This window comes from Paenibacillus sp. FSL R7-0273, assembly GCF_000758625.1.
Classification (GTDB): domain Bacteria; phylum Bacillota; class Bacilli; order Paenibacillales; family Paenibacillaceae; genus Paenibacillus_AQ.
The window spans coordinates 1,682,620-1,707,759 of sequence record NZ_CP009283.1 but is presented as its reverse complement, the minus strand read 5'-3'; the positions used below and the strand labels follow the sequence as shown (position 1 = coordinate 1,707,759).

General features: G+C 46.5%; 17 protein-coding genes. 4 read left to right on the top strand and 13 right to left on the bottom strand.

What is annotated here, in order from left to right; genetic code table 11:
• Nucleotides 1–145: 145 nt before the first annotated feature.
• Entirely contained in the window at nucleotides 146–976 is an 831-nt protein-coding gene (locus R70723_RS07440) for a methyltransferase domain-containing protein (protein ID WP_039871006.1), read from the top strand.
• Between the two features lie 40 nt (nucleotides 977–1,016).
• On the opposite strand, the gene glf is transcribed toward R70723_RS07440, so the two are convergent.
• Genes glf through R70723_RS07405 form a run of 7 tightly spaced genes read right to left on the bottom strand, consistent with a single transcriptional unit; the run spans nucleotide 1,017 to nucleotide 10,209 of the window.
• Nucleotides 1,017–2,123, bottom strand: coding sequence for a UDP-galactopyranose mutase (gene glf / locus R70723_RS07435; protein ID WP_039871003.1), 1,107 nt, complete (start codon nucleotides 2,121–2,123; stop codon nucleotides 1,017–1,019).
• Between the two features lie 16 nt (nucleotides 2,124–2,139).
• Nucleotides 2,140–3,156, bottom strand: a complete 1,017-nt coding sequence (locus R70723_RS07430; RefSeq protein WP_039871001.1) for a glycosyltransferase family 2 protein — start codon at nucleotides 3,154–3,156, stop codon at nucleotides 2,140–2,142.
• A 26-nt stretch (nucleotides 3,157–3,182) separates the two neighbouring features.
• Nucleotides 3,183–3,779 (bottom strand): hypothetical protein, encoded by a 597-nt coding sequence (locus tag R70723_RS07425; protein ID WP_039870998.1) that lies wholly within the window; start codon nucleotides 3,777–3,779, stop codon nucleotides 3,183–3,185.
• The gene (locus R70723_RS07420) at nucleotides 3,766–6,165 is read right to left on the bottom strand and encodes a glycoside hydrolase family 2 protein (protein ID WP_039870997.1); all 2,400 of its coding nucleotides are present in this window, start codon (nucleotides 6,163–6,165) and stop codon (nucleotides 3,766–3,768) included. The genes R70723_RS07425 and R70723_RS07420 overlap by 14 nt, the downstream gene beginning before the upstream one ends.
• 18 nt (nucleotides 6,166–6,183) lie before the next feature.
• Nucleotides 6,184–6,606, bottom strand: a complete 423-nt coding sequence (locus R70723_RS07415) for a hypothetical protein (RefSeq protein ID WP_039870996.1) — start codon at nucleotides 6,604–6,606, stop codon at nucleotides 6,184–6,186.
• A 1-nt stretch (nucleotide 6,607) separates the two neighbouring features.
• The gene (locus R70723_RS07410) at nucleotides 6,608–9,550 is read right to left on the bottom strand and encodes a glycoside hydrolase family 3 protein (protein ID WP_144027029.1); all 2,943 of its coding nucleotides are present in this window, start codon (nucleotides 9,548–9,550) and stop codon (nucleotides 6,608–6,610) included.
• A 32-nt stretch (nucleotides 9,551–9,582) separates the two neighbouring features.
• Nucleotides 9,583–10,209, bottom strand: a complete 627-nt coding sequence (locus R70723_RS07405) for a hypothetical protein (protein ID WP_039870994.1) — start codon at nucleotides 10,207–10,209, stop codon at nucleotides 9,583–9,585.
• 240 nt (nucleotides 10,210–10,449) lie between these two features.
• Here R70723_RS07405 and R70723_RS07400 point away from each other — a divergent pair, with 240 nt between their 5' ends.
• Entirely contained in the window at nucleotides 10,450–11,163 is a 714-nt protein-coding gene (locus tag R70723_RS07400; protein WP_039870991.1) for a LytR/AlgR family response regulator transcription factor, read from the top strand.
• Between the two features lie 128 nt (nucleotides 11,164–11,291).
• Nucleotides 11,292–12,491 (top strand): sensor histidine kinase, encoded by a 1,200-nt coding sequence (locus R70723_RS31940; RefSeq protein ID WP_179088014.1) that lies wholly within the window; start codon nucleotides 11,292–11,294, stop codon nucleotides 12,489–12,491.
• A 57-nt stretch (nucleotides 12,492–12,548) separates the two neighbouring features.
• On the opposite strand, the gene R70723_RS32800 is transcribed toward R70723_RS31940, so the two are convergent.
• The 4 genes from R70723_RS32800 to R70723_RS07370 all read right to left on the bottom strand — a co-directional run bounded on the left by R70723_RS32800 (nucleotide 12,549) and on the right by R70723_RS07370 (nucleotide 21,530).
• Nucleotides 12,549–16,850: an S-layer homology domain-containing protein gene (locus R70723_RS32800; RefSeq protein WP_081957274.1), complete on the bottom strand. Its 4,302-nt coding sequence runs from the start codon at nucleotides 16,848–16,850 to the stop codon at nucleotides 12,549–12,551.
• 136 nt (nucleotides 16,851–16,986) lie between these two features.
• The gene (locus R70723_RS07380) at nucleotides 16,987–17,802 is read right to left on the bottom strand and encodes a Cof-type HAD-IIB family hydrolase (RefSeq protein WP_039870988.1); all 816 of its coding nucleotides are present in this window, start codon (nucleotides 17,800–17,802) and stop codon (nucleotides 16,987–16,989) included.
• A gap of 351 nt (nucleotides 17,803–18,153) precedes the next feature.
• Nucleotides 18,154–19,593 (bottom strand): 6-phospho-beta-glucosidase BglA, encoded by a 1,440-nt coding sequence (bglA, locus tag R70723_RS07375; RefSeq protein ID WP_039870986.1) that lies wholly within the window; start codon nucleotides 19,591–19,593, stop codon nucleotides 18,154–18,156.
• A gap of 17 nt (nucleotides 19,594–19,610) precedes the next feature.
• Nucleotides 19,611–21,530, bottom strand: a complete 1,920-nt coding sequence (locus R70723_RS07370) for a beta-glucoside-specific PTS transporter subunit IIABC (RefSeq protein ID WP_039870983.1) — start codon at nucleotides 21,528–21,530, stop codon at nucleotides 19,611–19,613.
• A 175-nt stretch (nucleotides 21,531–21,705) separates the two neighbouring features.
• On the opposite strand from R70723_RS07370, the gene R70723_RS07365 reads away from it, so the two are divergent.
• On the top strand, nucleotides 21,706–22,413 hold the full coding sequence (locus tag R70723_RS07365) for a GntR family transcriptional regulator (protein ID WP_039870982.1): 708 nt from the start codon (nucleotides 21,706–21,708) through the stop codon (nucleotides 22,411–22,413).
• A 105-nt stretch (nucleotides 22,414–22,518) separates the two neighbouring features.
• Here the strand turns inward: R70723_RS07365 and R70723_RS07360 are convergent, their stop codons facing one another.
• Nucleotides 22,519–23,862, bottom strand: coding sequence for an MFS transporter (locus R70723_RS07360; RefSeq protein ID WP_081957272.1), 1,344 nt, complete (start codon nucleotides 23,860–23,862; stop codon nucleotides 22,519–22,521).
• Between the two features lie 43 nt (nucleotides 23,863–23,905).
• The gene (locus R70723_RS07355) at nucleotides 23,906–25,072 is read right to left on the bottom strand and encodes an iron-containing alcohol dehydrogenase (protein WP_039870978.1); all 1,167 of its coding nucleotides are present in this window, start codon (nucleotides 25,070–25,072) and stop codon (nucleotides 23,906–23,908) included.
• Nucleotides 25,073–25,140 lie beyond the last annotated feature (68 nt).

Here is a 25,140-nt window from a genome sequence, read left to right as displayed (position 1 = left end):
TCAACTGATAGCACAATCTGAACAATCCGGGCTGCACTCAACCATCAGTTGAACTACCCGAAATAATCAAACAACAGGTTATTGTCCGTTCCATAAATCTCCAATAAAATTGGACTACACAGAAAAGGAGCGTGGATACGGAATCATGAAGGATAAATTAGCCAGAAACATAAGCCTGTACCGCAAGGAAAAGGGACTTACACAGGAGGAGCTTGCCCAAATTCTCGGTCTGTCTTTTCAGGCCGTGTCCAAATGGGAAAATGCCCAGTCCATGCCGGACATTTCGCTGCTGCCCCAGCTGTCGGCAACCTTACAGGTAAGCATCGATAAGCTGCTGGGTTATGCATCGCAGGACCGGCCGATTTCGATCTATGAGGATGTTTACAAAACACAGGAATATTACTGGGGAACTGAGCCCAACAAGGTATGTTATCAGGTGCTGCAGCTTATGCCTCCCACCAGACATTTGAAAGTGCTGGATTTAGGCTGCGGGGAAGGAAAGGACGCCGTCTTCATGGCCCGGAACGGGTATGAGGTGAGCGCCCTGGATATTTCAGATGCGGGTATCGAGAAGACCAGGCGGCTAGCTGAAAAGAACGGTGTACACGTAAATGTGTTTAAAGCAGATATCCAGGACTACCGTTTGAATGCTCACTATGACATCATCTTCTCAAGCGGCGTGCTTAACTACATCAAACCGGATTACCGCAAAGAAATCTTTGATCATTACAAGCACTATACCAATGAAGGCGGCCTGCATGTCCTTAATGTGTTTGTTAATAAGCCGTTCATTGCCCCTCCGCCCGAAAAAGAATCCAACTCCTACAAATGGCACTCCGGCGAATTGCTCGCGCATTATCATGACTGGCTGATTAAGGATAGCACAGAAGTCGTCTTCGACTGCAATTCATCCGGCATTCCGCATAAGCACGCCATGACTAAAATGATCGCGCAGAAGGTTAGCATGCTGCCTTAGAGCTGGTGAAACACCAAAGAGGGGCATTACGCCCCTCTCCTCATCCAAACTCCCGCTTGACCACACTTAACGCCTCAGCGATCACCTGATGCATATCAAAATATCTGTACAGCCCTAAGCGTCCTCCCAGCAGCACATTAGGCATTTGCTCCGCCAGTTCACGGTACCTTCTGTATTTTTCATTATTGCTGCCGTCATTCAATGGATAGTAGGGCTCATCCCCTCTGCTCCATGCCTTTGGATATTCCTTTGTAATAACGGTCTTGGGCTGAGTCCCGAATTCAAAATGCTTATGCTCAATAATCCGGGTAAACGGGGTCTCGGCATCGGTATAATTTACAACTGCATTTCCCTGATAGTTTGGCTGATCCAGCACAGCGGACTCGAAGCTCAAGCTCCGGTATTCCAGTTCACCAAATTTGTAGTCGAAAAACTGGTCGATCATACCTGTGTAAACAATCCTCGGGTACTCTTTTATATACATCTCTTTGTCCGCAAAAAAGTCCTGACTCTGCTCTACCCGAATGGATTTGCCCGACAGCAGCTTTTCAATGATTGGGGTGTAGCCGCCGACAGGAATTCCCTGATAGGTGTCATTGAAGTAGTTGTTATCATAGGTGAACCGGACCGGGAGGCGTTTTATAATGAAGGAAGGCAGCTCGGACGCTTTACGCCCCCACTGCTTTTCACTGTAGCCCTTCACCAGCTTTTCATACAGATCCTTTCCTACCAGCGAAATGGCCTGCTCCTCCAGATTTCCCGGCTTTTCGATCCCCGCAGCCGCTGTCTGTTGCGCAATTTTGGCCATCGCCTCAGCAGGCGTAACCGTTCCCCACAGCTGGTAAAAGGTATTCATATTAAACGGCAGATTATAAATTTCACCTTTGTAATTGGCGATCGGGCTGTTGGTATAGCGGTTAAAATCAGCGAATTGATTAATGTAGTCCCAGATCTCCTTACTGTTCGTGTGGAAAATATGGGCTCCATATTTATGCACCTGTATACCCTCAATGCTCTCGGTATAAATATTGCCGCCGATATGATTCCGCTTGTCAATCACCTTTACGAGCTTCCCCCGCCGGGCTGCTTCATAAGCAAAAATACTGCCAAACAACCCGGAGCCTACCACCAGATAATCGTATTTCATATAGGGCACCTTACTCTCAATTAAATCCCACAATTTTCTGTGAAACCTTATAGGCAGATACCGTTATACTGCGGCCCAGATAACCCGGTATGTTCATTAATCTTCCCATTACGCCATACCGAATCGTATTATATAATTCCAAATCTTTATCTTTGATGTACCTCCACAGCTCTTTTTTCTTCTTCAAATTCTCTTCCTGCTTAGAACGAATTAAGAGTATGGTGGAAACGACAGTGATAATTTCAAGGTAGTTCAGCATATACTGGCGCAGCTTCGGGCTTGCAATCTCTTCCAGGTTCAATCCGTCGATCATCAGTTTATTCACTTTCAGCTGCTGATCGATTCTGGCGATCATGACCTTCTCATTGACGGACTGATCCTCTCTGCCGATAAAATACCGGTAAAAATCCGTATTCACATAATAGATCCGTTCCACTTTTTCCAGCGGCTTGAACACAAACAGATTGTCTACATAAAAGGTATGCTCCGGTAGCCTGAACTGGCATTCCTTCAGCAGATTCGTCCGGTAGATGATTGAGTGCATCAGAATATACTGACCTTTACGGAAGCTCTGAATATCGTCCCAGGTAAAAATCCGTTCCTCCGGAAAGTTTTTGCCGTACTTCATGACCTTCCGGTGCTTTTTCCCCTGCTTCTCATAGACAAAATTGCTGACTACCATATCCACTGGCGCGTCTTCGGTAATTAATTTCTTCAGCGTCGCCAGTATTTTCTGATACGCCTTTCTGTCCACCCAGTCATCACTGTCTACTACCTTTACAAAAAAACCGGAAGCATGGCTGATTCCTGTATTCACCGCACCGCCATGCCCCAAATTTTGCTGATGCACCACTTTTACCATCAATGGATACTTTGCCTCATAGTCCTCGGCAATCCTTCCAGTCTGATCACTGGACCCATCATTGATGATCAAGATTTCAATTTCTTCTCCCTCAACAAGCAGGCTGCTGATACAACGGTCCAAGTAATCCTGCGAATTATAGCAGGGGATTATGAAAGACAATAGTTTCATTCACACTAACCTCTTTTTATTCTTTTTTAAGCTGAAATCTGCTTTTTATCTTCTCTGAAAATAATTTTCAGGATCGGGAAGTAGACCCAGAACGAAATAGCCGCATTGATGAGCATCGTAATCAGGTCAGCAGCTGTTTCACCTGTTTTTCCAAACCTGTCAATAAAGAATTGGTAGATCGGGTCCTTATACCAGCCCTGAAGCGCCCCGGCACAAAGGGTAATCATAATGTAGGCGATCAGATACCAGACAGCCGCTTTGTAAATGTTCCCTTTTGAACGGAAGGTGATATTGCGCTGGGCAAAGAAATTAATAACCTGGGCAATCCCGAGCGTCAGCTGAACGGCAATAAAGTAGGCCAGCCCGCCCCCGCCGCCGGAAGAAATGGACCCTAAAGGATAGTTAAAGATGTAGTAGGGCGATCCGTCAGTATTGTTACCCACCGGAAAAATTTGAAAATTGTGGGCTTCAAGTGCCGTACCGCTAAAAGCAGCTTTTAACACCGGCATCAGAATCATCTGAAATACTGTAATCCCGTTGCTGAGCAGAAAAAACATGATAAACTGGGCAATTTTCGGGTGTTTAAGACTGTAATTATTCCAGAACGCTTTAATTCTGCTCATCGCTGCCACGTCCTTCTACATTTACACTAAAGCGCAGGACCACCGGCTCTGTCTGATGGGTTGAGATGGTTAAGGTGCCGTTGCCGGCTGCGCCGGTTGACTTGATATAGGTTCCGCACATGCCTCCCTCTGCTGTAACACAGTCAGGACCAATGATTTCAATGTTCCCTTCTGCTTTCAGGAATACAGGCAGATGAGAGTATGTGGCATTGTTGTTGTTAATATCGGCCACCCGGATGCGGACTGATGCAACATCAAAAGTCTCTGCTTCAGTCAGGCTGGTGCCGCTGATTGTAGTTTCCAGGTGAAGGCTGGCGTTAGACGCTTTAGTAATCTCAGCAACAACCTTACCATTTTTGACCGCCTCAAAGCGGTATACCGGAGCAGACACGCCCCAATTCTCAATATATTTAAAGAACAGGCGGTAAAAGGTTACTGGAGATACAAGGTGCCGCAGCATGACCCACATCGCTTTAAAAATGTATTTTGGCGGCAGGGCGGTACCGAAGCGCTGAATGGCCAGCAGGCATTCTTTGATGGCCTCAGCTTTTTTGTGCGAATAGTTCTCGCCCTCCTCAATTACATTTCCTACTGTGTCGTAGAATTCAATAGGAGGGTGCGGCAGATGACGGTACTTTTTGTTGACCGGCATAAATTCCCGGATCATCCGCTCATTTTTATACAGGCGTACTGAGTCCGCATTCGTGAAAATATAATTTTCACCAACAGAACCTCCGGGATAATCGCCGATATGCATATCTGAGCCGACCTCAAGAACCGGAGCTTCTTCCGAGAAGCTCGCATAGACCTTTGAAGCAAGCTTAGGATTACGGTAGATATCCATGATGCCGTGGTAACAGATACGGTCGCCTGAGCCAAAGTCGCCATGTGTCTGGTAATCGAACATGCACCAGCCAAAGGCACCTGCGATATCCTCTTTTTTATACACTTCATTCAGTACGTTGGCATGACGGATCGCATGGGACAACCGGTGGGTAGGCGTATCTGTTGATTTGGTCGGGAACATATGGCCATTGAACTCGGCAATCAGATAACCCTTATTCTTATTGGGCGAAATCAGCCATCTTGGCAGCAGTCCGCTATTCTTGCCTGTATGAGAGAAGTCGTTGAAGGCATATACATCCTCCAGCAGACTGCTTCTCCAGAGGAACCGGACGCCGCTGGACTGTCGGCTCTGATCCAGACGGCGGGCAATTTCATTTGTTCTGGTGTACAGTGCATCATCGTCCTGGGACTCATTCACCCGTACGCCCCAGAGAATAATAGACGGATGATTGCGGTACTGCATGATCATTTCCCCGACATTTTCACAGACGATCCGCTTCCATTCATCATCGTTCTTGATATGCTGCCAGCCTGGCGTTTCGGTGAAGACAAGCAGTCCCATGCGGTCACAGGCATCCAGAAAGTGCTGAGACTGGGGATAGTGAGAGGTGCGGACCGCGTTGACATGCAGCTCTTCTTTCAGAATCCGGGCATCCTCAATTTGCATAGATGCTGGCATCGCATATCCCACATGAGCATAGCTCTGATGGCGGTTAACCCCGCGGATCTTATACTTCCGGCCATTCAGATAGAACCCGTCGCCGCGAAACACTGCCTGGCGGAAACCAAAGGACACGGTGTACTCGTCAATGATCTCCCCCTGCTGATTTCTCAGAGCGGCTATCAGAGTATACAGATATGGCGTTTCGGGACTCCACGCCTGAGTGTTATCCACAGGGATACTGCATTTATCAATTACTGTTCCAAGGGCATTCAGGCTCTTTTGGCCCACTACCGTCTGCTGCTGGTCCAATATGCTTAACTCCAGCGTATGGCTTGTATCAGGACGGCTGATCGTGATATCGATCAGGGCCTGCTTCATATCCGGTGTCTGGACAAACACATCTTCAACATAGCTTTGATCTGCAAGCAGCAGCCATGCTTCACGGTACATTCCGCCATAGGTCATATAATCAATAACATGGCCAAACGGCGGCACGTTCGCATCCTCACGCGTATTCAGCCGGACTACAATTCGGTTCTCTTCCCCGTACAGCACCTTATCTGTTATCTCTATCCGAAATGCAGTATAGCCACCGTAATGAGTCATTAATTTCTCGCCGTTCACAAATATTTCTGCTACATGGGCAGCACCGTCAAACTGGAGAAACAGGCGTCGGCCCTTCCATAGCTCAGGTACATTCAGATGACGTCTGTAACCGCAGATCATCTGGCAGGCACTTTCCTCCATATAATGAACAGGCACTTCCTTCGAGGTATGGGGCAGCCTTACGGCTGTCCCCTCCTCTGTGAAGTTAATAAATGCATTGGTAATGTTCTCTACAAAACTCCATCCATCACAGATACTGATTTTTCTCATCTACTTATCTCCATCTATTCATTTTGAAGTGGTAACGGTAAAGATTAATCGTTCCGTTCTGGATTGCTTCATGAAGCTTGAGAGGATCGAAGCAATGGTACCAGCAGCAAAAATAATGCCAAAAATAATGACTGCCTGCGGATTTCCTCCAATAAAATTAACGCCATTCACAACATCCGATAATGTCGGAAAGCCTAAATAAAGATGCCATGACAGCGCTACGCCAAAGCAGACTGCAGGTAATAGAGGAGCAAAATAATAGTTTTTCGTCCACACCACCAATTCTCCCAGGAAGCCGGCGATAATCAGGCCAAAGGTAATAAAGGAAAAGGTCCGGTCGCCGTAATCAAACAGGATAAAGGCAATATTTCCGGCAAGCATCAGGCAGGATGCAAGAAACCCGATCCAGAAGCCCAGCGTTCTGTCTTTGAATAAGACCATTTTATTTCCCCCCCTTTGTATTGCGTCTTAGACCGCTTCTGATGAACAAAATGGCACTGAGCGCCGTTAATGCGATAAGAACGTAATTAGTAACCTTCAGGAAGGTTTCCCACCACGGGGTGAACCCTTCAACTTCGGTATCATCGGTCAGACCGTTAAGCAGGCTGGACTTGGCCAGTGAATAATAGAAATGCTTATTGGCGCGTCTTAATTCCTGCAGCACATAGCCGTCCTTTTTACTGGCCAGATACTTAAGAATTTCGCTGGCCCGGCCGGTGTCGGCATTAAAGGTATCCGTGCCTGCAATCAGGGATTCAACCGTTGGAATATTCGGGTTACCCTTGACAGAATCCGTAATGGTCACACCTTTAAAGCCCCATTCATTTCTTAGAACTTGTTTTAATGTGGCACTATCGCTATAAGCCAGCTGTCCGCCGATTCGCGAGAAGGACATCATTGTTCCAAGCGCTCCGCCTTTTGTAAAGGCACCCTCAAAGCCCTTCAAAGGCCCCTGGCGGTAAGCCTGCTCATGCATAAACGTAGACAGCTCTTGTCTGTTCGTTTCCTGGTCATTTGCTACAAAATGCTTGATAGCAGCCGTTAAACCCTTAGCCTGCATCGCTTCGGTTTGTTTAGCCGCCAGCAGATAACTCAGAATGCTGTCCTCCGAATAGTATTCAAAGTTGCGTCCGCTGAAAGGAGAGCGGTGTAAGTTTCCCCCTGGCGACCAGAGCTGTGAAGTACCGCTGAACAGGCAATCCTCGGCAATAAATTTGCCGCGTTCTGCGATCAGCTCATGGCTCCAGGTTGATGCTGCCACAACCTGAACCACATGGAATGTGGCCGGCTGGTTGCCGCCATACAAATAGTTCGATTGGGAGCCGGATGGACCGTCCGTATTTTTATTGGCCGGTTTATTGATGGACTTTACAGCCGGCTGGCCGAAATTCTCACCAATCGTTGCACTTAACTCACTGACGGTCAGCTGATCCAGGAACTTGTTCCAGGTCTCATCATCCTCAAACGGGACATCCTTCATATCGAGGAGCTTGAGTGTAACCTTTGCACCTTGTGTAAAGCTGTCATAAGCAGGCGCGTCCGCCGGCTTTTGATATTTCTGGTCGTACATAACCGCTTTGAGCTCATCCGTTGCCACAATATCCTTATATGGCTGCGGATAAGTGTTCCAGTCGCTGCGGGTCAGATACGTTATTGTATTTTCTGCAAAATAGTTAATATCGACGTTATCAAATTGATTCGAAACTACCTCATCCGCATATTGAGACTTGGCGTAGGTTGTGTTGTCCAACGACTCTAATGCAACAGCTGCCGCATTTTCCGGCTTGCCCTTTACTTTGGAACCGTCAGCAGCAAGCAGCTTGCCTTGAACCTTTGCGCCCTCTTTCTTAGCTAAAACGTTATTGAGCGCATCATGGCTGTCATTTCCGATGGCAAAGTAATAATCACCCGGATCGTAGACATAGCTGCCCTTCTTGGCCGGGTCGGCACCATTCTCAGCGTTAACGTCATACGTTGCGAACAGGTATTCATCAACGGTGACTGTGACTTCTTCTGATTCACCGGCAGCAAGCTCGCCGGTTTTGCCGAAGCCGATCAGCTGAATGGCTGATTTCTCGGCCTGCCCTTTTTCATAAGGAAGCTGAGCGTACAGCTGGACTACAGACTTGGATTTCCCTGTGTAAGCTGAGCCTTCCGGGTACCCTTCATTTGTTACTTTTACTGTTGCAGTAACGGTTTTCGCTTGTCTGTCCCAATTCAGGCTTGTTAATTCCTGGGTGAAATTGGCGTACGAGCTGCCATAACCGAAGGTGTATACCATCTCATCCGCGTAGCTCCAGCTATCCTTATTCACAAAGGCGCCTGCACTGCTGTCAGCATTATTCAGCCCGAGAACAGTATCCTGATACCGTGTTTCATAGTATTTATATCCCTGGTAGATGCCTTCAGCTTCAACAATGTAATGACCGTCATCGTTGGCATATTTGAAATCACCGGCATTGCTTACCGCTGGTGAAGACAAGGAATTAGCTGCATAGGTATCAACCATTCTGCCGGAAGGATCGGCTGCCCCTGTCAAGACATTGGCTACACCGGTGAAGCCCTTTAAGCCCGGATTACCGATCCACAGCGCGGCATCCACACCGTATTCCTCTTCTTCTATCCAGCCAAGCTCCATCGCATAGGCGCTGTTGATCAGGACGATTGTTTTGGCAAATTTACCGCTGTCCTTAATCATATTGAGCAGATCCTTCTCAGAATCATGCAGTGCCAGATAAGAGATTCCGTCTCTGTCGGAAGTGGCTAAGTCTTTACCCTCGCCGCCATCGCGGGCCAGCATCACAATAGCTGCATCATTGTAATCCCCTTGATAGGTGGCTTGCAGCTCGCTTGTGTAGAAGCTTTTTTCAACCTCACCAATAAACCAGTCGGGCGCTGCCTTCACTCGGGCAACCTCGCTGCTTTTATAAGCGTCAAACAGCTTGTCATTAATCTTGAAGCCCGCTTCCTGCAAAGCGCTGTACAGATTGACCTGCCGCGCCTCATCCATCCCCGGCCCCCCGGCATTCCCGCTGTACACAGGATCGGCGGTTGCCCGGCCAAACAAGGTGACGCTGCGTTCTTCTGAGCTCAGCGGCAGAACCGCCTGCTCATTCTTCAACAGCACTGTGCCCTCTTCCATCGTCTGCACATCATGCTTATCAGAGTCTGCCAGCATTTGCTTCAGGCCTTCATCTGACAGCTCATAATCACTCTTATATTGCATCGTGCTGGCATCCGCTTCGATTACCGGTGCTGTGACATTCAGGAAGACGTTGACCTGTCCGCTCCAGCTGAGCAGAAGCTGAGTCATCAGCAGGCTAAAAGATAATAGAAAAGCAAAAACAGATGTCATCCCGCGCCACAAATTCGATTGTCTTCTCAATGTGTTACCTCCCTGCACAATCCCTGATTGGCTTATTTGGATGCTGCTTCGTCACCAGTCAACACTACATAATCGAAGCTGTCATTTGCTGCGTCAACAATGATTGAGGTTTCCGGGAAGGACACCGATTCCAGATATTCTTCAGCAGACAGAGCCGGACCCTCACCGCCCACTGCAGTTCCCATCTCATCGGTCCAATCGCTCGTATTCACATAACCAATCGGGTTGGTACCGGCCGAATAAGAGCTGTTCGTTATAACTGCTGTTGGTTTGGACAGCTCAAGGGTAACCAGTCCGTCAGCATCGGTTGAAGTTAAAGTGCCGTAGTACTTGATAATGCTTGCTCCTCTTGGAACAACATCATATTTACCATCGTCATTAAACAGCAAATGTCCGGAATAGAAGGTATCCGTGCTTGTCAGGACATAGGTGTTGTCTGCAAAGGTCTCAATGCTTTGTACACCGAAGATGGCCTGCTTGAAGGTATATTCCGGGTAAGCACTGGAAAAGGCTACGTTTGTTGTCGAAGCATATACCGCTGACGGCTGTCCTCCGCCGCTGCCTGCCTCATTTGAAGAATTACCGCATGCTGCTAGCCCTGTCGCCAGCGCTATTGTCAAGATTGCCGTGCTTACTCTTTTAACTGTCTTTTTAGTCATTTTCTTATCCCCCTGGCAAGGTTTTGTATACGCTTCCGTAAGCGTACACTCATTGTATTTAAAAAGATTTGATCCATGTGATTCGTAGCATAATCTAATGAAATAACAGATCATTCAGCTCACCGCTTTTAGTTTGCGCTGTTTTTTTGTAGTCTGTGAGAAGCGCAGGGCGCTTCATTGACAAAAATGAATTCGCTTTCTATAGTGAAAATGGACCTGTATTAAATGAAGAGGTGAACTATGATTATTAAAATTGCCATTGTGGAAGATGATCTGGATCAAGCCCGTCTGCTGGAAAGCCACTTGGACAATTACGGCACCGAAAAAGGGCTTTCTTTCAGCATCGTGCATTTTCCGCAAGCTGTTGCACTGTTAGAAAACTACACCGCAAATTTTGATATCATATTCATGGATATTCAATTACCTTATATGAACGGAATGGATGCTGCCCGCAGCATCAGAGCACTTGATAAAGGCGTCATTATTATCTTCATCACGAATCTTACGCAATACGCTATTCTGGGCTATGAAGTGGAAGCGCTTGATTATATCGTAAAGCCGGTCGAATATTTCGATTTCGCCCTTAAAATGTCACGCGCCATACGGAGAATCAACGAGGTACCGCGGAATGATATTCTTATCTCAACCGACGAGGGCATTCTTAAGGTATCACCCAGGAGTATCCGCTACGTTGAAACAGAAGGACATCATGTAATCTACCATACGGCAGATGGTGTATTCCGGCAGTATGCAACCATTTCGTCGATTGAGAAAAAGCTGGAGGAATATGATTTCTTCAGATGCAACAACTGCTATCTTGTTAATTTGGCCTATGTGCAAAAAATACAGGGCTATACCGTTATCCTTGACGGCGATGCCCTGCGGATTAGCCAGCCCCGGAAAAAGGCTTTTGTTAAAAAACTGATGGAATATGTAAGAGATAAGGATCAATGAGCGGGATCATCGATAATCTATTGGGCATCTACTCTAAACAATTCACTATTCGCTCAGCGATTTCAGTTGAATTTTTCTTTTGCGTCTTTCTGCTAACGCTCCCTTTTCAGAAAAGAAACCGTTTTGAAATGAAATTAAGTATAATGACTCCGTTTGCTGTTCCCGTTATTTTTCTAATGTCTGTAATCAACACGCATTTCCCGCAGTTTTTCGCCGGTATGACGAATATCTTTATGTATCTGTTCGCTCTTTCAGCGTTATATTTGCTTTACAAGGAAACCTTTTCTGAATTATTACTCTGCCTTTGCGGTGCGGTAGCCATTCAGGTCATAGTAGGCCGTTTATATGAAATATTGATTATACTCTTACACAAAAATCCGTATGAAACCCTCTCTCTCTTTGAGACTATGGTGCCATACCGGGACTGGCCGCTCTACTATTTGATTCATTTCTTTTTTTGCGCTTTGCTTGCTCTTCTTTTCCGCCGGAAAAGAGTGTATGAGCACGACCGGGCCAATAAGCAGCTAATCATTACCTTCTCCCTCATTTTTATTGTAGTAACGATGATTCTCAGCTCAGTCAGCCGTTCCTTTGAAGGGGAGAATGCGGTTCTCGATTTTATCATCCGGACCTTCGCCATTCTGTATGCCCTGTTGACCTTATTGTTACGGACGCGAATCCTGGAGACCAGCAGGCTCAAGCAGGATTTATTAATCATGGACGAGCTGCTGTATTCGGAAAAAAAGCAGTTTGACAGTATGCGGAGCGAAATTGAGGTCATTAATATGAAGTCCCACGACCTCCGCCAGCAGTTGTCGAGCATCAGCTATAAGCTCACCCTTCAGGAGCTGGAAGCTTTAAAGGAAGCCATTGAGGTATACGATACAACCGTCAAAACGGGCAGCGATATTCTGGATGTAATTCTTTATAAAAAGCAGCTTTTCTGTGAAAAAAACGGAATACGCATGAGCTGCATGGCGGATGGCCAATGCTTGTCTTTTATCTCATCCACCCATCTGTATTCCCTCTTGAATAACGCTATTGAAAATGCCCTGGAAGCTGTTCAGCTCGTCCAAAACGATAACAAACGTATGATCTCCATATCTATCGGCAAAGAACACGGCGTAATCGGAATTCACGTAACCAACTATTTTAACGGAGATTTTATCGTCAAGGATCAATTGCCGCAAACCGGCAAGAAGGATAAAAACCGCCATGGCTTTGGTATTAAAAGCATGCGCCATATTGCGGATCAATATGGCGGGACTGTTTCCTTTCATACAGAAGAAGATATTTTTTATCTGCATATTTACTTTCCCGGCAGCTGAAATAAATAAAAAAACCTTGAAAGGCCCGGGGCCAATCAAGGTTTTTATTTGAGGAGATTATTCGGTTACGTTCTCCAGCAGATTCATGATCAGAACCACTGCTTCTGCCCGTGTTGCGATCTGGTTAGGGGCAAACCGGTTCTGGCCGGTACCACTGACCAGTGAGTTTTCTGCAGCAGCTGCGATATAAGGAACTGCCCAATTAGGGACCTCGCTGCTGTCTGCAAAGGAGAGCTTGGCCTGTGGATCTACCGTAATGCCAAGGGCTCTCACGATCATTACTGTTAGTTCCGTACGGGTCAGCTGCTGTTCCGGACGGAAGGTCCCGTCTTCATAACCGCTGATAATACCCGCTGCTGCAGCCTGTGCAGCATAAGCACTGGCCCAAGCAGGGATAGCCGAAGCATCCTTAAAGGTGCCTGCACTGCTCTCCGGAAGCTTCAGTGCGCGGGCAAGCATAGTAACAAATTCGGCACGGTTCACCTGCTTATTCGGACGGAAGGAATGGTCCGCATACCCGTTGACGAATCCGGCTTGCACTGCTTTTTGGATCGCTGAAGCGGCCCAGTGACTGCTTACATCGGTCAGAACAGGCTCCGCCGAAGGCGTCGCTCCGTTACCGGCAGGTGTAGGACTTGGTGTAGCGGCAGCTGTTGGTGCAGCTGTCGGAGATGCTGCCGGTGCCGTTGTTGAATCCACCGGGCTTCCCGGTAACGCTGGTGCCGGAGTTGGTGTTGGAGACGGAGTTGTTGTCGGTACTTCCGGTGTCGGCGTTGGTGTAGGCGTCACTTCTCCGTCCTTCTCCTTCTTGATAATACCAAACTGTTCAATAATATAAGGCTCTGCGTTGTTCTTATTCTGGTCAATTTCATAGGATACTGCCGTAAGCTTGCCGCCGTCGACCGTGATGCCTACAAAGTTCTGGATCTGGCCGCGCTTCGGACGTGAGCTGTCGCTCGGGTCAGGTCCATATGGTGCGGCATGGTTCTCATCAGCAACCTCGAACAGGTTGTAATAGCTATCTCCAAGGGCGTCTTTCTTGTTCTTGTAATAGACCTTTGCTCCGGCAGTAGCCGGGATCAGATAGATCGATCCATCCGGGTTAACGGTGTATTCCACCGTTGTTCCGTTCAGGGACTCTGTAATCTTCTCTGTTGCTGCAGCTGTTCCGTCTGCCTGAATCGGTTTGGTGCGGGCATAAATATGGTCATGACCCTGCAGCACAAAGTCGATGCCAAGCTCAGCCATCAGCGGTGCAATTTTGGATCTTACCCCATTGGCGCCGATAATATCCTTGTCGGTTGCGTGATTCGAGGTGGTGTAAGGACCTTTGTGAATATTAACAATAATCCACTGTGCCCCGGCCTTCTTGGCCGCCTCTACATCTGCTTTAAGCCACTCCACCTGATCCGTACTGAAATTGGCGTACTCTGCCGAGTCCTCATTGCTGTTCAGTACAACGAAATGGGCATTGCTGTAATCATAGGAATAATAGGCTCCGGTCTCTGTCGCAGACCCCGGGGCTTCCTTAATATTAAAATGCTCATAGAAGGCATTAGCCTCATCCTCATGGTTTCCTGCCGATGGAACAATGGTTGTATTCAGCAGGCTGTTCTGGGAATGTCCAAGCAGCCAGTCCCATTGCACTTCCTTAGTTCCAGTGTCCACGATATCTCCGTTATGGACTACAAATTGTGCATTTGGCACAGTTGCCAGCGCCTTAGCCAGCGTTTCTGAGGACAGAATAGCTTCATCTTCGGATTTTGCCTGTGTATCTGCAAGATCAACAAAAGTAAATGCACCTGACTCAGGAGCTGTACTGAAGGTGCCGGCGGTACTCCAGATGCCCAGCGCCTGATCCCCTACCCGGTATGAATAAGCGGTACCGGCTTTCAATCCGGTAGCTTCCGCCTTGTGCACCAGTTCATCTTTGGCATTTGTAGAAACCGCAGAACGGCCGCTAAACGTAATGGCATTGGTGAAGTCTGGTGCACCGGCAGCTGCCTCTACAACCTGCAGGTCGCTGTTTGTTGAACCAAGCGGTGTGTACCAGGTGAAGCCTTTTGAACTAACCGGATCACCGTTAAAGGTTACGGTCACTTTGCTTACTGCCGGCTGGCTGGCAATGACGCCTTCAGACTGGTTCCGGCCGCTAACGGCTTTAATAACAAACTGGTAATCCCGTGCGGAATCTGTATTTTCCACTGTGTAGCTGTAAGCTGTTTTTCCGGCTTCAGTTGAAACCTCTGTAGTCCAGTTGGCTCTAAGCAGATCATTACTTTCATAGATTCGGTAACCGGATACCGGCAGCTCTGTAGCTGGAGCTTCCCAGGACAAGGTCAGCTTCCCGTCTGTACCCGTAATCATTTGGGCATTCAGTACAGCTGGAACTGTTACATCTGTCTTGTGGATGCCGTAACCGTCATAGAGGTCTGTTGTGCCTCCAGTTGTAGTTGTATAAGCTTTGTAGCTCAGTTCGTTTTCTGTAACAGTGAAGCCTGAGAACATTTCCTTGCCTGGCTGCTCGTATTTGGCCGCAAACGGGAAGGTGCCGGAGGCAACATTGTATTTCTTGTTGCCTGCCGCATTGGTAATCAGATAGAGCGTACCCTCCGGATCTGTCACTGTGCCGGAGGAATCCGGAACAATATCAGTCAAAGGCACGTTGTTAAGCATCTGATAGCTGCGGGTATACGTATGATCGTGACCGCCGATCACCATATCAATGCCCAGCTCATCGAACACTTTTGTCAGCTCTGCACGGTAGAACAGAACATCCGTGTCATTAGTGTGACTCGCTACGGAGTAAGGCGATTTATGCAGCAGCACAATATTCCACTGCTTATCTGACTTGGCTACTTCACTGCGCAGCCATTCTACTTGTTTATAGTAGATTTCATTGTTTGCCGCATTGGAGCTTTTGCCGTAATATTCGGTGTTAAGCACCATAAAGTGTGCCGGGCCATAGTCCAGTGAATAGACAGATCCATCCGGCTTCGCACCTGTATTCGAAACATTCGGAAGATTAAAATGCCCCGTATAATTGCTGTAATTCTTGCTTTCGTGATTTCCTACCAGAGGGACCAGCGGGATATTCTGCAGAATTGCCTTTGGCTTGTCAAAGAACCAGCCCCACTGCTCTTCAATATCCCCGTTATCCACCAGATCGCCTGAATTCAGGATGAATTCAACATCCGGGAATTTACTGAGTCCCTCCTGCAGGGTGTGATTCCAGATATCAAAATCCTCTTCAGTTGTACCCTGGGAATCCGTAGTATACAGGAACTGATAAGAGGAATTCGCTGCTGCTTCTGTTGTGAAGGTTCCAATGTCACTCCAGTTGCCTTCCTGTCCGTCACCGGCTCTGTACGCATATGTAGTACCCGGCTGAAGGTTGTCCGCAAGCACTTTATGGCTTGAGATAACAGACGTTTTGCCGGCAGATTTGTCTGCTTTTGAGTTATAGACACTCGCGACAACCGTAGTGCCTTCATAGGTCAGAATACCCTCGGCCGGGAAGACGCTTCCCGTTACTTTAGCTGCTTCTACAACCTCCAGCTTAGTGCCCGTTACTGTCTCAGGAGCATACCAGGCAAATCCCATACTGGTCTGCGGATTTCCGTTAAAGGTAAGCGCAACTGATTCAGGCTTGCCCCGGCCAGGCACTTCCGGCTCAGCTGCCGGATAGGCGGTCAGCTTCATGTCCCAATACAGGTCCGAGCTGCTTGCATTTGCCTGATGGACTTCAGCAGCAAGCTCATTGTTGCCGTCCTTCAGATTTGCCTTCACAACGTCCGTCAGATCTACCTTGGAGATGTTAGGATCACTTTTGGAGTAAGTACTTTTTGTTAAGTAATCAATCACTCCGGCAGGCATACCTTCACGATAGATTTCTGTTCCGTTTAAATACAGGACAATGCCATCATCGAAGGCGAGTGTGCCTTCAATCTTACCAAGAGCTTTTACTTGCTCCAGGTCAGCATTAACATTCGTACGGAAATACGAGGTCATATATTTCTTAGATTTGCTGCTGCCATAGCTTATATTTGTGTTCAGTCCGCCAAAAAGCGTTGTGCTGACCCCGCTGCCGTTATCCTTGTAGCCCAGGGGAGCCAGTCCCGACTTCCAGCCGGAATCATCATAAACTGCCTGCCAGACCGTACCCTGATCGGTACCGTCGTCAACATACTTCCATGCCGAATTTCCCTCCAGCAATACCAGCGGCTGGTCTGCCTGACCCTGAAGGGCTTCATTCGCGCTGCTGCTCTCTGCCATTACTGTCAATCCATTGGTCGCAAATCCAAAGGCCATAATTAAAACCAGCGCCATTGAGATTGACTTGTTGATAAGCTTCTTCAAATCACTGCCTCCCTGTCCATAAACGTTATTATTTGCAACCAGCTTAGTTTAATGGATAAACATTCGTGCAATATTCGCATAAGGGCAGAGAAATGTAAAACCTAACCTTCAGTGTTACCGGCACAGTCTGGCATCATCAATCCTGAAATGGACCCCGCCCTGCAAAATACTGGTCAATTACTTCCAATACACCGCTGTTAGTGTTAGCCGGTGCCAGATACTTTGCCGCCACCTTCACTTCATCCGATCCGTTCTCCATGGCAAAGCTATATTTTACATGTCTCAGCATTTCAATGTCATTGCCTCCGTCACCAAAGGCCATTGTTTCGTCATCTTTTATACCCCATTTGTCTTGCAGCAGTTGAATACCGGACGCCTTGTGGAACTTCGGCACAATCAGATCAATACTTCCATGCCCACTGGAGACAGCGGTTACCGTGCTTCCGATGCTGCTCCGCAGCAGATCTCTTAACTGAAGCGTTTCCTCATCCGGACAGGAGAGGGCAAATTTAAGAATCTGGTCATTCACCTCATCGAAGCTGCCCACTCTTTTTAACCGGTGATAATATTTGTTTACTATATTAAAAAAGGTGTCCGATACACTGTCCAGCACATAGGCACTTTCTTTGCCGCATAACACAATCTGAAACTTTTTATTGGAGACCAGCTCTTTCAGAACCAGCTCTATATCCTCCTTGGGAATATCAACAGCGGACACTTCCTGCCCCTGATCAACGATATAAGCGCCATTTTCAGCCACATAACTGATTTCATCCTGGATCTCATCAAAAAAGGATTTCAGCTGATAATACTGGTTGCCGCTCGCCACCACAAACCGGATTCCCTGCTCCTTCATCTTTGCATATTGTTTAGCGAACCTTGGCTTGTCATATCCCATCTCTTTATTGAGAAACGTTCCGTCCATATCTACTGCGATAAGCTTGATTGTCATCCTGTCTCCTCCTGAGATCATACTTCTATTTCTTGTTCTTCACCTGTTTTAAATAAATCCGGTCAAACTAATATACAACAACTATATAGATTGAACTAATAATATTGCTGTTTTGGGATTGCATGTGACTCCAGAGAATGTTTGGACTTCCAGCCGCTGTTGTCTGCAGATTTCTTTATTTATACCATTTTTAACGGTTGAAATCCGCAGACAAAGGCGGTCGCTACCGCTCTTCCAGTTCCAAAATTCACCTCCGCCACTCTTTCCTTAACATAAATTCTTAAGTTCAATCTATATATCGTTTTTTTCAAAAAAAATAGGCCCCCATACTGGCAGGCCTAACGATTTAGTTTACAGCTGCTCTCCATCGGTCTGAATGACCTTTTTGTACCACTCAAAAGAATCCTTCTTGTAACGTTCCATCGAGCCGTTGCCTTCATTATCACGGTCGACATAAATCATACCGTAGCGTTTCTTCATTTCTCCCGTTGTAAAAGAAACAATATCGATAATGCCCCAAGGGGTGTAGCCGATCAGATCCACTCCGTCATAATCAACGGCGATTTTGATCGCTTCAATATGGGATTTCAGGTACTCAATTCTCTCCGGATCATGAATGGAGCCGTCGGCTTCGAGCTCATCAATAGCGCCAAATCCATTTTCAACAATGAACAACGGAATCTGGTAGCGGTCATAGAAACGGTTAAGCGTATATCTTAATCCTGTCGGATCAATCGCCCAGCCCCAGTCGGTAGACTTGATGTACGGATTGTCTACGGAATTCGGCATGCTGCTGTTAACCGTTGTTTCGAGATTATCTCTGACAACGCCGCTTTTCACAGTAGTTGACATATAATAGCTGAATCCTAAATAGTCCACGGTACCCTGCTTCAGAATTTCGTAATCCCCGTCCTCAATTTGGAGCTTGTAGCCTTCCCGTTCAAATTCCTTTAAGGCATATCTCGGGTAGGTTCCGCGCACCTGCACATCCGGGAAGAAGTACCGTTTACGCAGCTCTTCTTCAGCCAGCATGATGTCTTCCGGGTTACAGGAATAGGGATAGATCGGCACATGAGCCGCCATGGCTCCAATCTGGAAGTCCGGGTTGATTTCTTTCCCTTTGATAACCGCCAAAGCACTGGCAACTAACTCATTGTGGGCGGTCTGGTACATAACTTCCTTGGCATTTTCACCTTCATTGACAATAACGCCGGAGTTGGTCCACAAGAACAGCGGATTGTTCACATCCATCTGGTTGTTGATTTCATTAAAGGTCATCCAGTATTTCACTTTATCCTTGTACCGTTTGAAAACAGCTTCCGCAAAGTTCACGAAGTACCCAATAACCTTGCGGTTTCTGAAGCCGCCGTATTCTCTGGCAATATAAAGCGGGATTTCAAAGTGGGACAGCGTGATGATTGGCTCTATATTATGCTTAAGCAGCTCGTCAAACACATCGTCATAAAATTGCAGTCCCTGCTCGTTAGGCTCCTCTTCATTTCCATTCGGGAAAATCCGGCTCCAGGCGATTGAGGTACGCAGGCATTTCAGGCCCATCTCGGCAAATAAAGCGATGTCTTCCTTATACCGGCCGTAGAAATCAATTGCTTCATGGTTCGGATAAAACGTACCTTCCTCTACTGTATCAGTAATCACACGGGCTACACCGTGCTCCCCTGCAGTTAAAACGTCAACGACACTAGGCCCCTTACCGCCTGCATTCCAGCCTCCTTCAAATTGATGTGCAGCCAGTGCACCGCCCCATAGAAAATCTGCCGGTAATTTACTCATGTTGTATCCTCCCTGGATCAGTGTTTTAGTGTAAACAGTTTTTTATTAAAGGAAATTTGTTTAGCGTCTTCAATGCCGACCTGCTGATATTCCTGTGCATTCGTTAAAATAATCGGCGTAATAATCGGATAACCTGCACTCTCAATCATCTCTTTATCGAATTCGACAAGCACATCGCCTTGCTTGAATCGATCTCCGGCTTGTACCTTCACGGTAAACGGACGGCCCTTCAGCTTGACGGTCTCTATTCCTACGTGCACCAGCAGCTCCGTGCCATCTTTGGAAATCATCGCAATTGCATGCTTCGATGGAGCGACCATCGCAACCTCTCCGTCAAAAGGCGCAACCACTTTGTTCTGATCCGGCACGATCGCTACCCCTTGTCCCATTGCGCCTGTGCTGAATACTTCATCCGGCACTGCTGTGAGCGGGAGCACTTGTCCGCTTAGCGGAGATGTAATGATTTCTTCAATACTTGCACTAACAGTTTCAGTGCTGCTTACGATAGCTGCGCTTGGCTCTACAGTATTGGCTGCAGTATTGGCTGCACTTGCTGTAACTTTCGCTGTATCATCCCCGCATCCGAAGATCAGGGCCAGAATGACCGGCAGGATCAAAGCGATACCGGCACCGAGTAAAATCCCCCATAAGGACATTGGATAATCAGCACTGTAGCCGTTAATGATCGTTAGCGGTCCGGACAGTCCGGCATAAGCAAAGTAGTGCGGATCAAAGAAGCTTGCAGCAAGACCGCCGGCTCCACCGGCAATACATCCGTAGATGAACGGCTTTTTAAGACGTAAGGTTACCCCGTAAATTGCGGGCTCGGTAATCCCAAAGATCCCGGTCAAACCCGCTGAAGTCGAGATTTTTTTCAATTCTTTGTCTTTGGTTTTCAAAAGAACGCCTAATGCGGCGCCTACCTGAGAAATAACGGCGATCGTAATATAGACCTGGAAGGAATCCTGCCCGTATTGCTCGTAGTTGGCCAGTACCAAAGGTGTAGTTCCCCAGTGTACTCCGAAAATAACAAGCAGCTGATAAAACGCGCCAACAACGATTCCAGCCAGCGCAGGTACATGATCGACCAGGAAGTTGTATCCATCAGCAATGCCATAGGCAGCCAGTGAAGTGATCGGACCAATGGACACCAGCGTCAGCGGTACCATAATGGCCAGACATAAAAGCGGAACAAGTACGGGTTTAATCACATCATTCATGTGCTTGTTAAGGAATCTTTCGAGATAAGACAAGATCCATACCAAGAATAATGGAGGCAATACAGAAGAAGTATAAACAGTTTCACTTAAGGGAATGCCTAGGAATGAAATAGGAGTTCCCCCAGCGATCTGAGCCGCCATATCTCCCCATGAGGTACTGACTAACGCAGCACTACATGCAACAGCAATGTAGGTATTAGTCTTAAAATGCTTCGACGCTGTGATCGCAATGAAAATTGGCAGATAAGTAAACGGTGCCCACGAAATAAAGCTTAAGACCTGATAAGTTCCGGTATTTACAAAATCGGCAAAGAGTAATTTAAGAACAATCAATGCCCCCTGCAAAAGTCCGGCTGCCGCCAGAATATACACGAACGGAGCAAAGACAGCAGACATGGTTGCGATCACGCGGTTCAGAACCGATCCCTTGTTCTCAAGCTCTGTATCCGATGCTTCAACATTTACTAACTTAACAAATTCCTCATAAACCTCTCCAACATGCTGTCCAATAACGACCTGGAATTGCCCGCTGTTCTCTACCACAGTAATGACACCAGGCATTGAAGCTACTGTTTCTTTGGCCTTTGGTTCATTATTCTTTAGAACCAGCCGCAGTCTTGTTGCGCACCGGGTAGCGCTTGCTACATTCTCTTCTCCCCCGATTGCTTCCAATATATCTCCGGCAAGCTTGGTATAGTCTCTGACTTTTGTCGCCAATTGCTGTTCCTCCCTGAAATAAGTTTGCGCTTTCATGTAGTGTGCGCTTTCATTATAATTGTTACGTAACAATTTATCAATAGCGTAATAATAAAAATATACCGTAAATTGTAGTAAGCATCATTCGGGTATGCTATAATTAATGAGCCAAAAATAACTGTAAAGAGGAAATTTTATGTTGAAATATAGAGAAATAGCAAACGAACTGGAAGCCTATATTCGGGATAATAAGCTCCAGCAAGGTGATAAATTACCCGTATTAGAAACGTTAATGACTACATTTGAGGCCAGCAAAAGTACGATTACCAAGGCTTTAGGTTTATTGGAGAAAAAAGGGGTCGTGTTTCAAGTCAGAGGCAGCGGCATCTTTGTCCGCAGATTTAACAGAACAGGTTATATCAGTCTGCTGTCCAAGCAGGGGTTTAAGAAAAGCCATGAGGATCACAATCACACTTCAAAAATTCTGGAGCTGGATGTGCGGACTCCTTCAGAGGAAGTGGCTAATAATCTAGGCATGAGCGTAGAGGACGAAGTCTATTATGTTAAACGGATTCAATATGTAGACGGCAAAGCATTATGTATTGAAGAGTCCTTTTATAATAAAACCCTCATCCCTTATCTGAATAAAGAGATCGTGTCGGAATCCATTTTCAACTACATAACGGAAGCTTTGGGACTCAAAATCGGCTTTTCGGATAAGTATCTTCACGTTGATAAAATCAATGCAGAAGAAGCTGAGTTTCTGGGTCTGGAGACCGGCGATCCGAAGCTTGATATCGAAACGATTTATCACCTCACGAACGGGCAGCCTTTTGATTACTCCAAACTAACTTACAACTATAAGCAGTCCCAATTTTTTATCCAGGAAAATAGAGAACTATAATCATGAGGATGCCCCCGGGCCCCCTGTCCTAACCTGACGTTAGCTGCAGCGGGGTTCATTTGTATGCAAAAATACTGCCTCCAGGAGGCAGTTCAACTAAGCTGGTTACAAATCTTTTGCGTATTTCTTACCGGAATACAATACTATGATACCCAGAACAGAAAGGATAAACGAGACCAGCAGCATAAACGTCAGACTGGTATTCTCCAGAATAAAACCACCGATGATACTGCCTACCCCGCTGCCTACCCCTAAATAACAGACGCCTACTGCTGCTTGAGCCTTCACCGCGTATTTTGCCGGCAGAATCGTCCGGATAAACTGCACATTACCTGCCCAGAACAGCCCGTGCCCCAGCATTTGCAGCGCTTGAACCGCATTCAGAACAAATAAGTTTGGAGCAAGCAATATAAGTAATACACGTAACGTAGCGAAGGAGAAGGAAAGAATCATTAATCTATAAATGCCCAATTTATTAGTCAGCTTGATAAACAGTATAGCGGCAGGAACTTCACTCATTGCCAATATAAACATCCCGACCCCGTAGGTTTTGCTGCTTCCGCCGAGTGAAGTATACACATCTATCAGGAAGTTGGAGGTCATTTCTTTCCCGATAAAACAAAGAATAATAGTGATCAGGAATATTTTAAATAAGGGGAATTTCTTCATTAATTCGAAAAAGGACAGATTGCCCTGATCCGCTTCATCAGTAGGATGCTCTATCCCTTTTAGCGTATCAATGTTCAGGATCAGAATCAGCAAGGGAACAAATAAAACGAGCTGGAGGATCAGGATCGTAGCCGGTTCTACTAATAAACCTACCAGTAATGCACTGACCGCATAACTCAGAGAGCCGAAGCCTCTTGCTGCGGGATAATTAATTTTTCTGCCCATATGAAAGTACAAGGTAGACATCGCATCAATAAAGGAAATCATCCCGAAGGAGAAGATCCCGTAAAACACAAAAATAACACTCATCCACAGGAAGCCGGGGTTCATCAACTGGGCAACGGTCATGAGCATGCTCACGATAATCATTACGGCAATTAATAAATTGAAGGAGATTTTCTTATTATACTTATCCATAAAATTAGCAAACAGCGGTTGAAAGATCACACTTAGCAGTGCCCTGATGCCCAGCAGCATGCCAATTTCAGAATTACTAAACCCCTGCTTCTGCAGCACCGGCACCATATACGCTACAAAACAGGTACACACAGCATAATAGCTGCATTGTATTAAAACATACTGAACATTCAACCTTTTATCCACCTGAACTTTGCTCCCCGTGACCAAAATAATGTTGCGACACCAAAGGAAAATCCCCGAAATACTGGTGTGCGAATTCATTATAATTGTTACGTAACAATTTATCAATAACGTAATAATAAATAAACACAGCAACTCATCTGCGGGTGAGTTGCTGTGTTTACCGTTTGTTGAATACATTGTCAACTATATCTCTTTTGTTTCATTTCACAGCACAAATGCCTTAAAAAGTAACATTCCTACCATAAAATGCAGCTTCATATAACTGCTTCATTTGTCCAACCGAGGTTTCACGCGGATTCGTACCTGTACATGGGTCCTTCACTGCATTGGCGGCCATTACATCTACATGTATAAGGAACTCGGTTTCTGTAATACCCAATTCTTTAATTGTTCCGGGTATCCCCATTTCACGATTAAGCTCACGGACCCATTCAATTAAGGAATCTGTTAACTCCTTGGTAGTATCCCCCTTCAGTTTTAGACGGGCTGCAAGCTTAGCGTAACGTTCCTCTATAGCCTTTCTATTGAACTGAATTACGTATGGCAGATAAATTGCATTCGCCAGTCCATGAGGAATATTGAAGGTAGGGCCACTTTTGTGTGCCAAGCTATGTACATTTCCCAAAACTGCATTGGCAAAAGACATTCCTGCCATAGCCTGCGCGTAGTGAACTTTCTCTCTGGACGACATATCTCCTTGATAAGAGGCGAGCAGATGATCTTTAAGTGCCTCGGCAGCTTCAATTGCAAGTGCATCAGTAAAAATAGTGCGCGGCTTGGCCACGTAAGCTTCTAAACTATGCGTAACTGCATCCATACCGCTATAGGCAATCATATGCTGAGGCATTTGAGCAACCAGAATGGGATCGATAATGGCAATATCCGGAGTAAGTCCGAAATCGGCCAACGGATATTTAATTCCTGTCTGTTCATCTGTAATAACAGAAAGATTGGAAATCTCCGCCGCCGTACCGCTGGTTGTTGGAATCCCAATGAATTTGGCTTTTGTCCGGAGCTCCGGCAGAGTGAAGGGCACCGCAGCCTGTTCAAAGGTCAATTCTGGATACTCATAAAATATCCACATTGCTTTGGCGGCATCCATTGGAGAACCTCCCCCTAACCCGATTATCCAATCAGGCTGAAACTCTCTCATTTGCGCAGCTCCTGCCTGAACCATAGCTACCGTTGGCTCTGTATTAATGCCTTCAATAAGCTGCGTCTCCATGCCTGCTGCTTCAAGTAATTGTTTGATTTTATCCAGATACCCCTGATTTTTAATGGAACCGCCACCAATGACCAAAGTTGCCTTTTGCCCCCGCAACGTTTTCAGAATATCCAGAGCATTCTCTCCAAAATAAATATCCCGCGGAATTGTAAATCTGTTCATGTTCAGTTCCTCCTGTTAATTAATGTCCCGACTACATTTTTCATTATAGACAGCACGTTTCTTTTTCG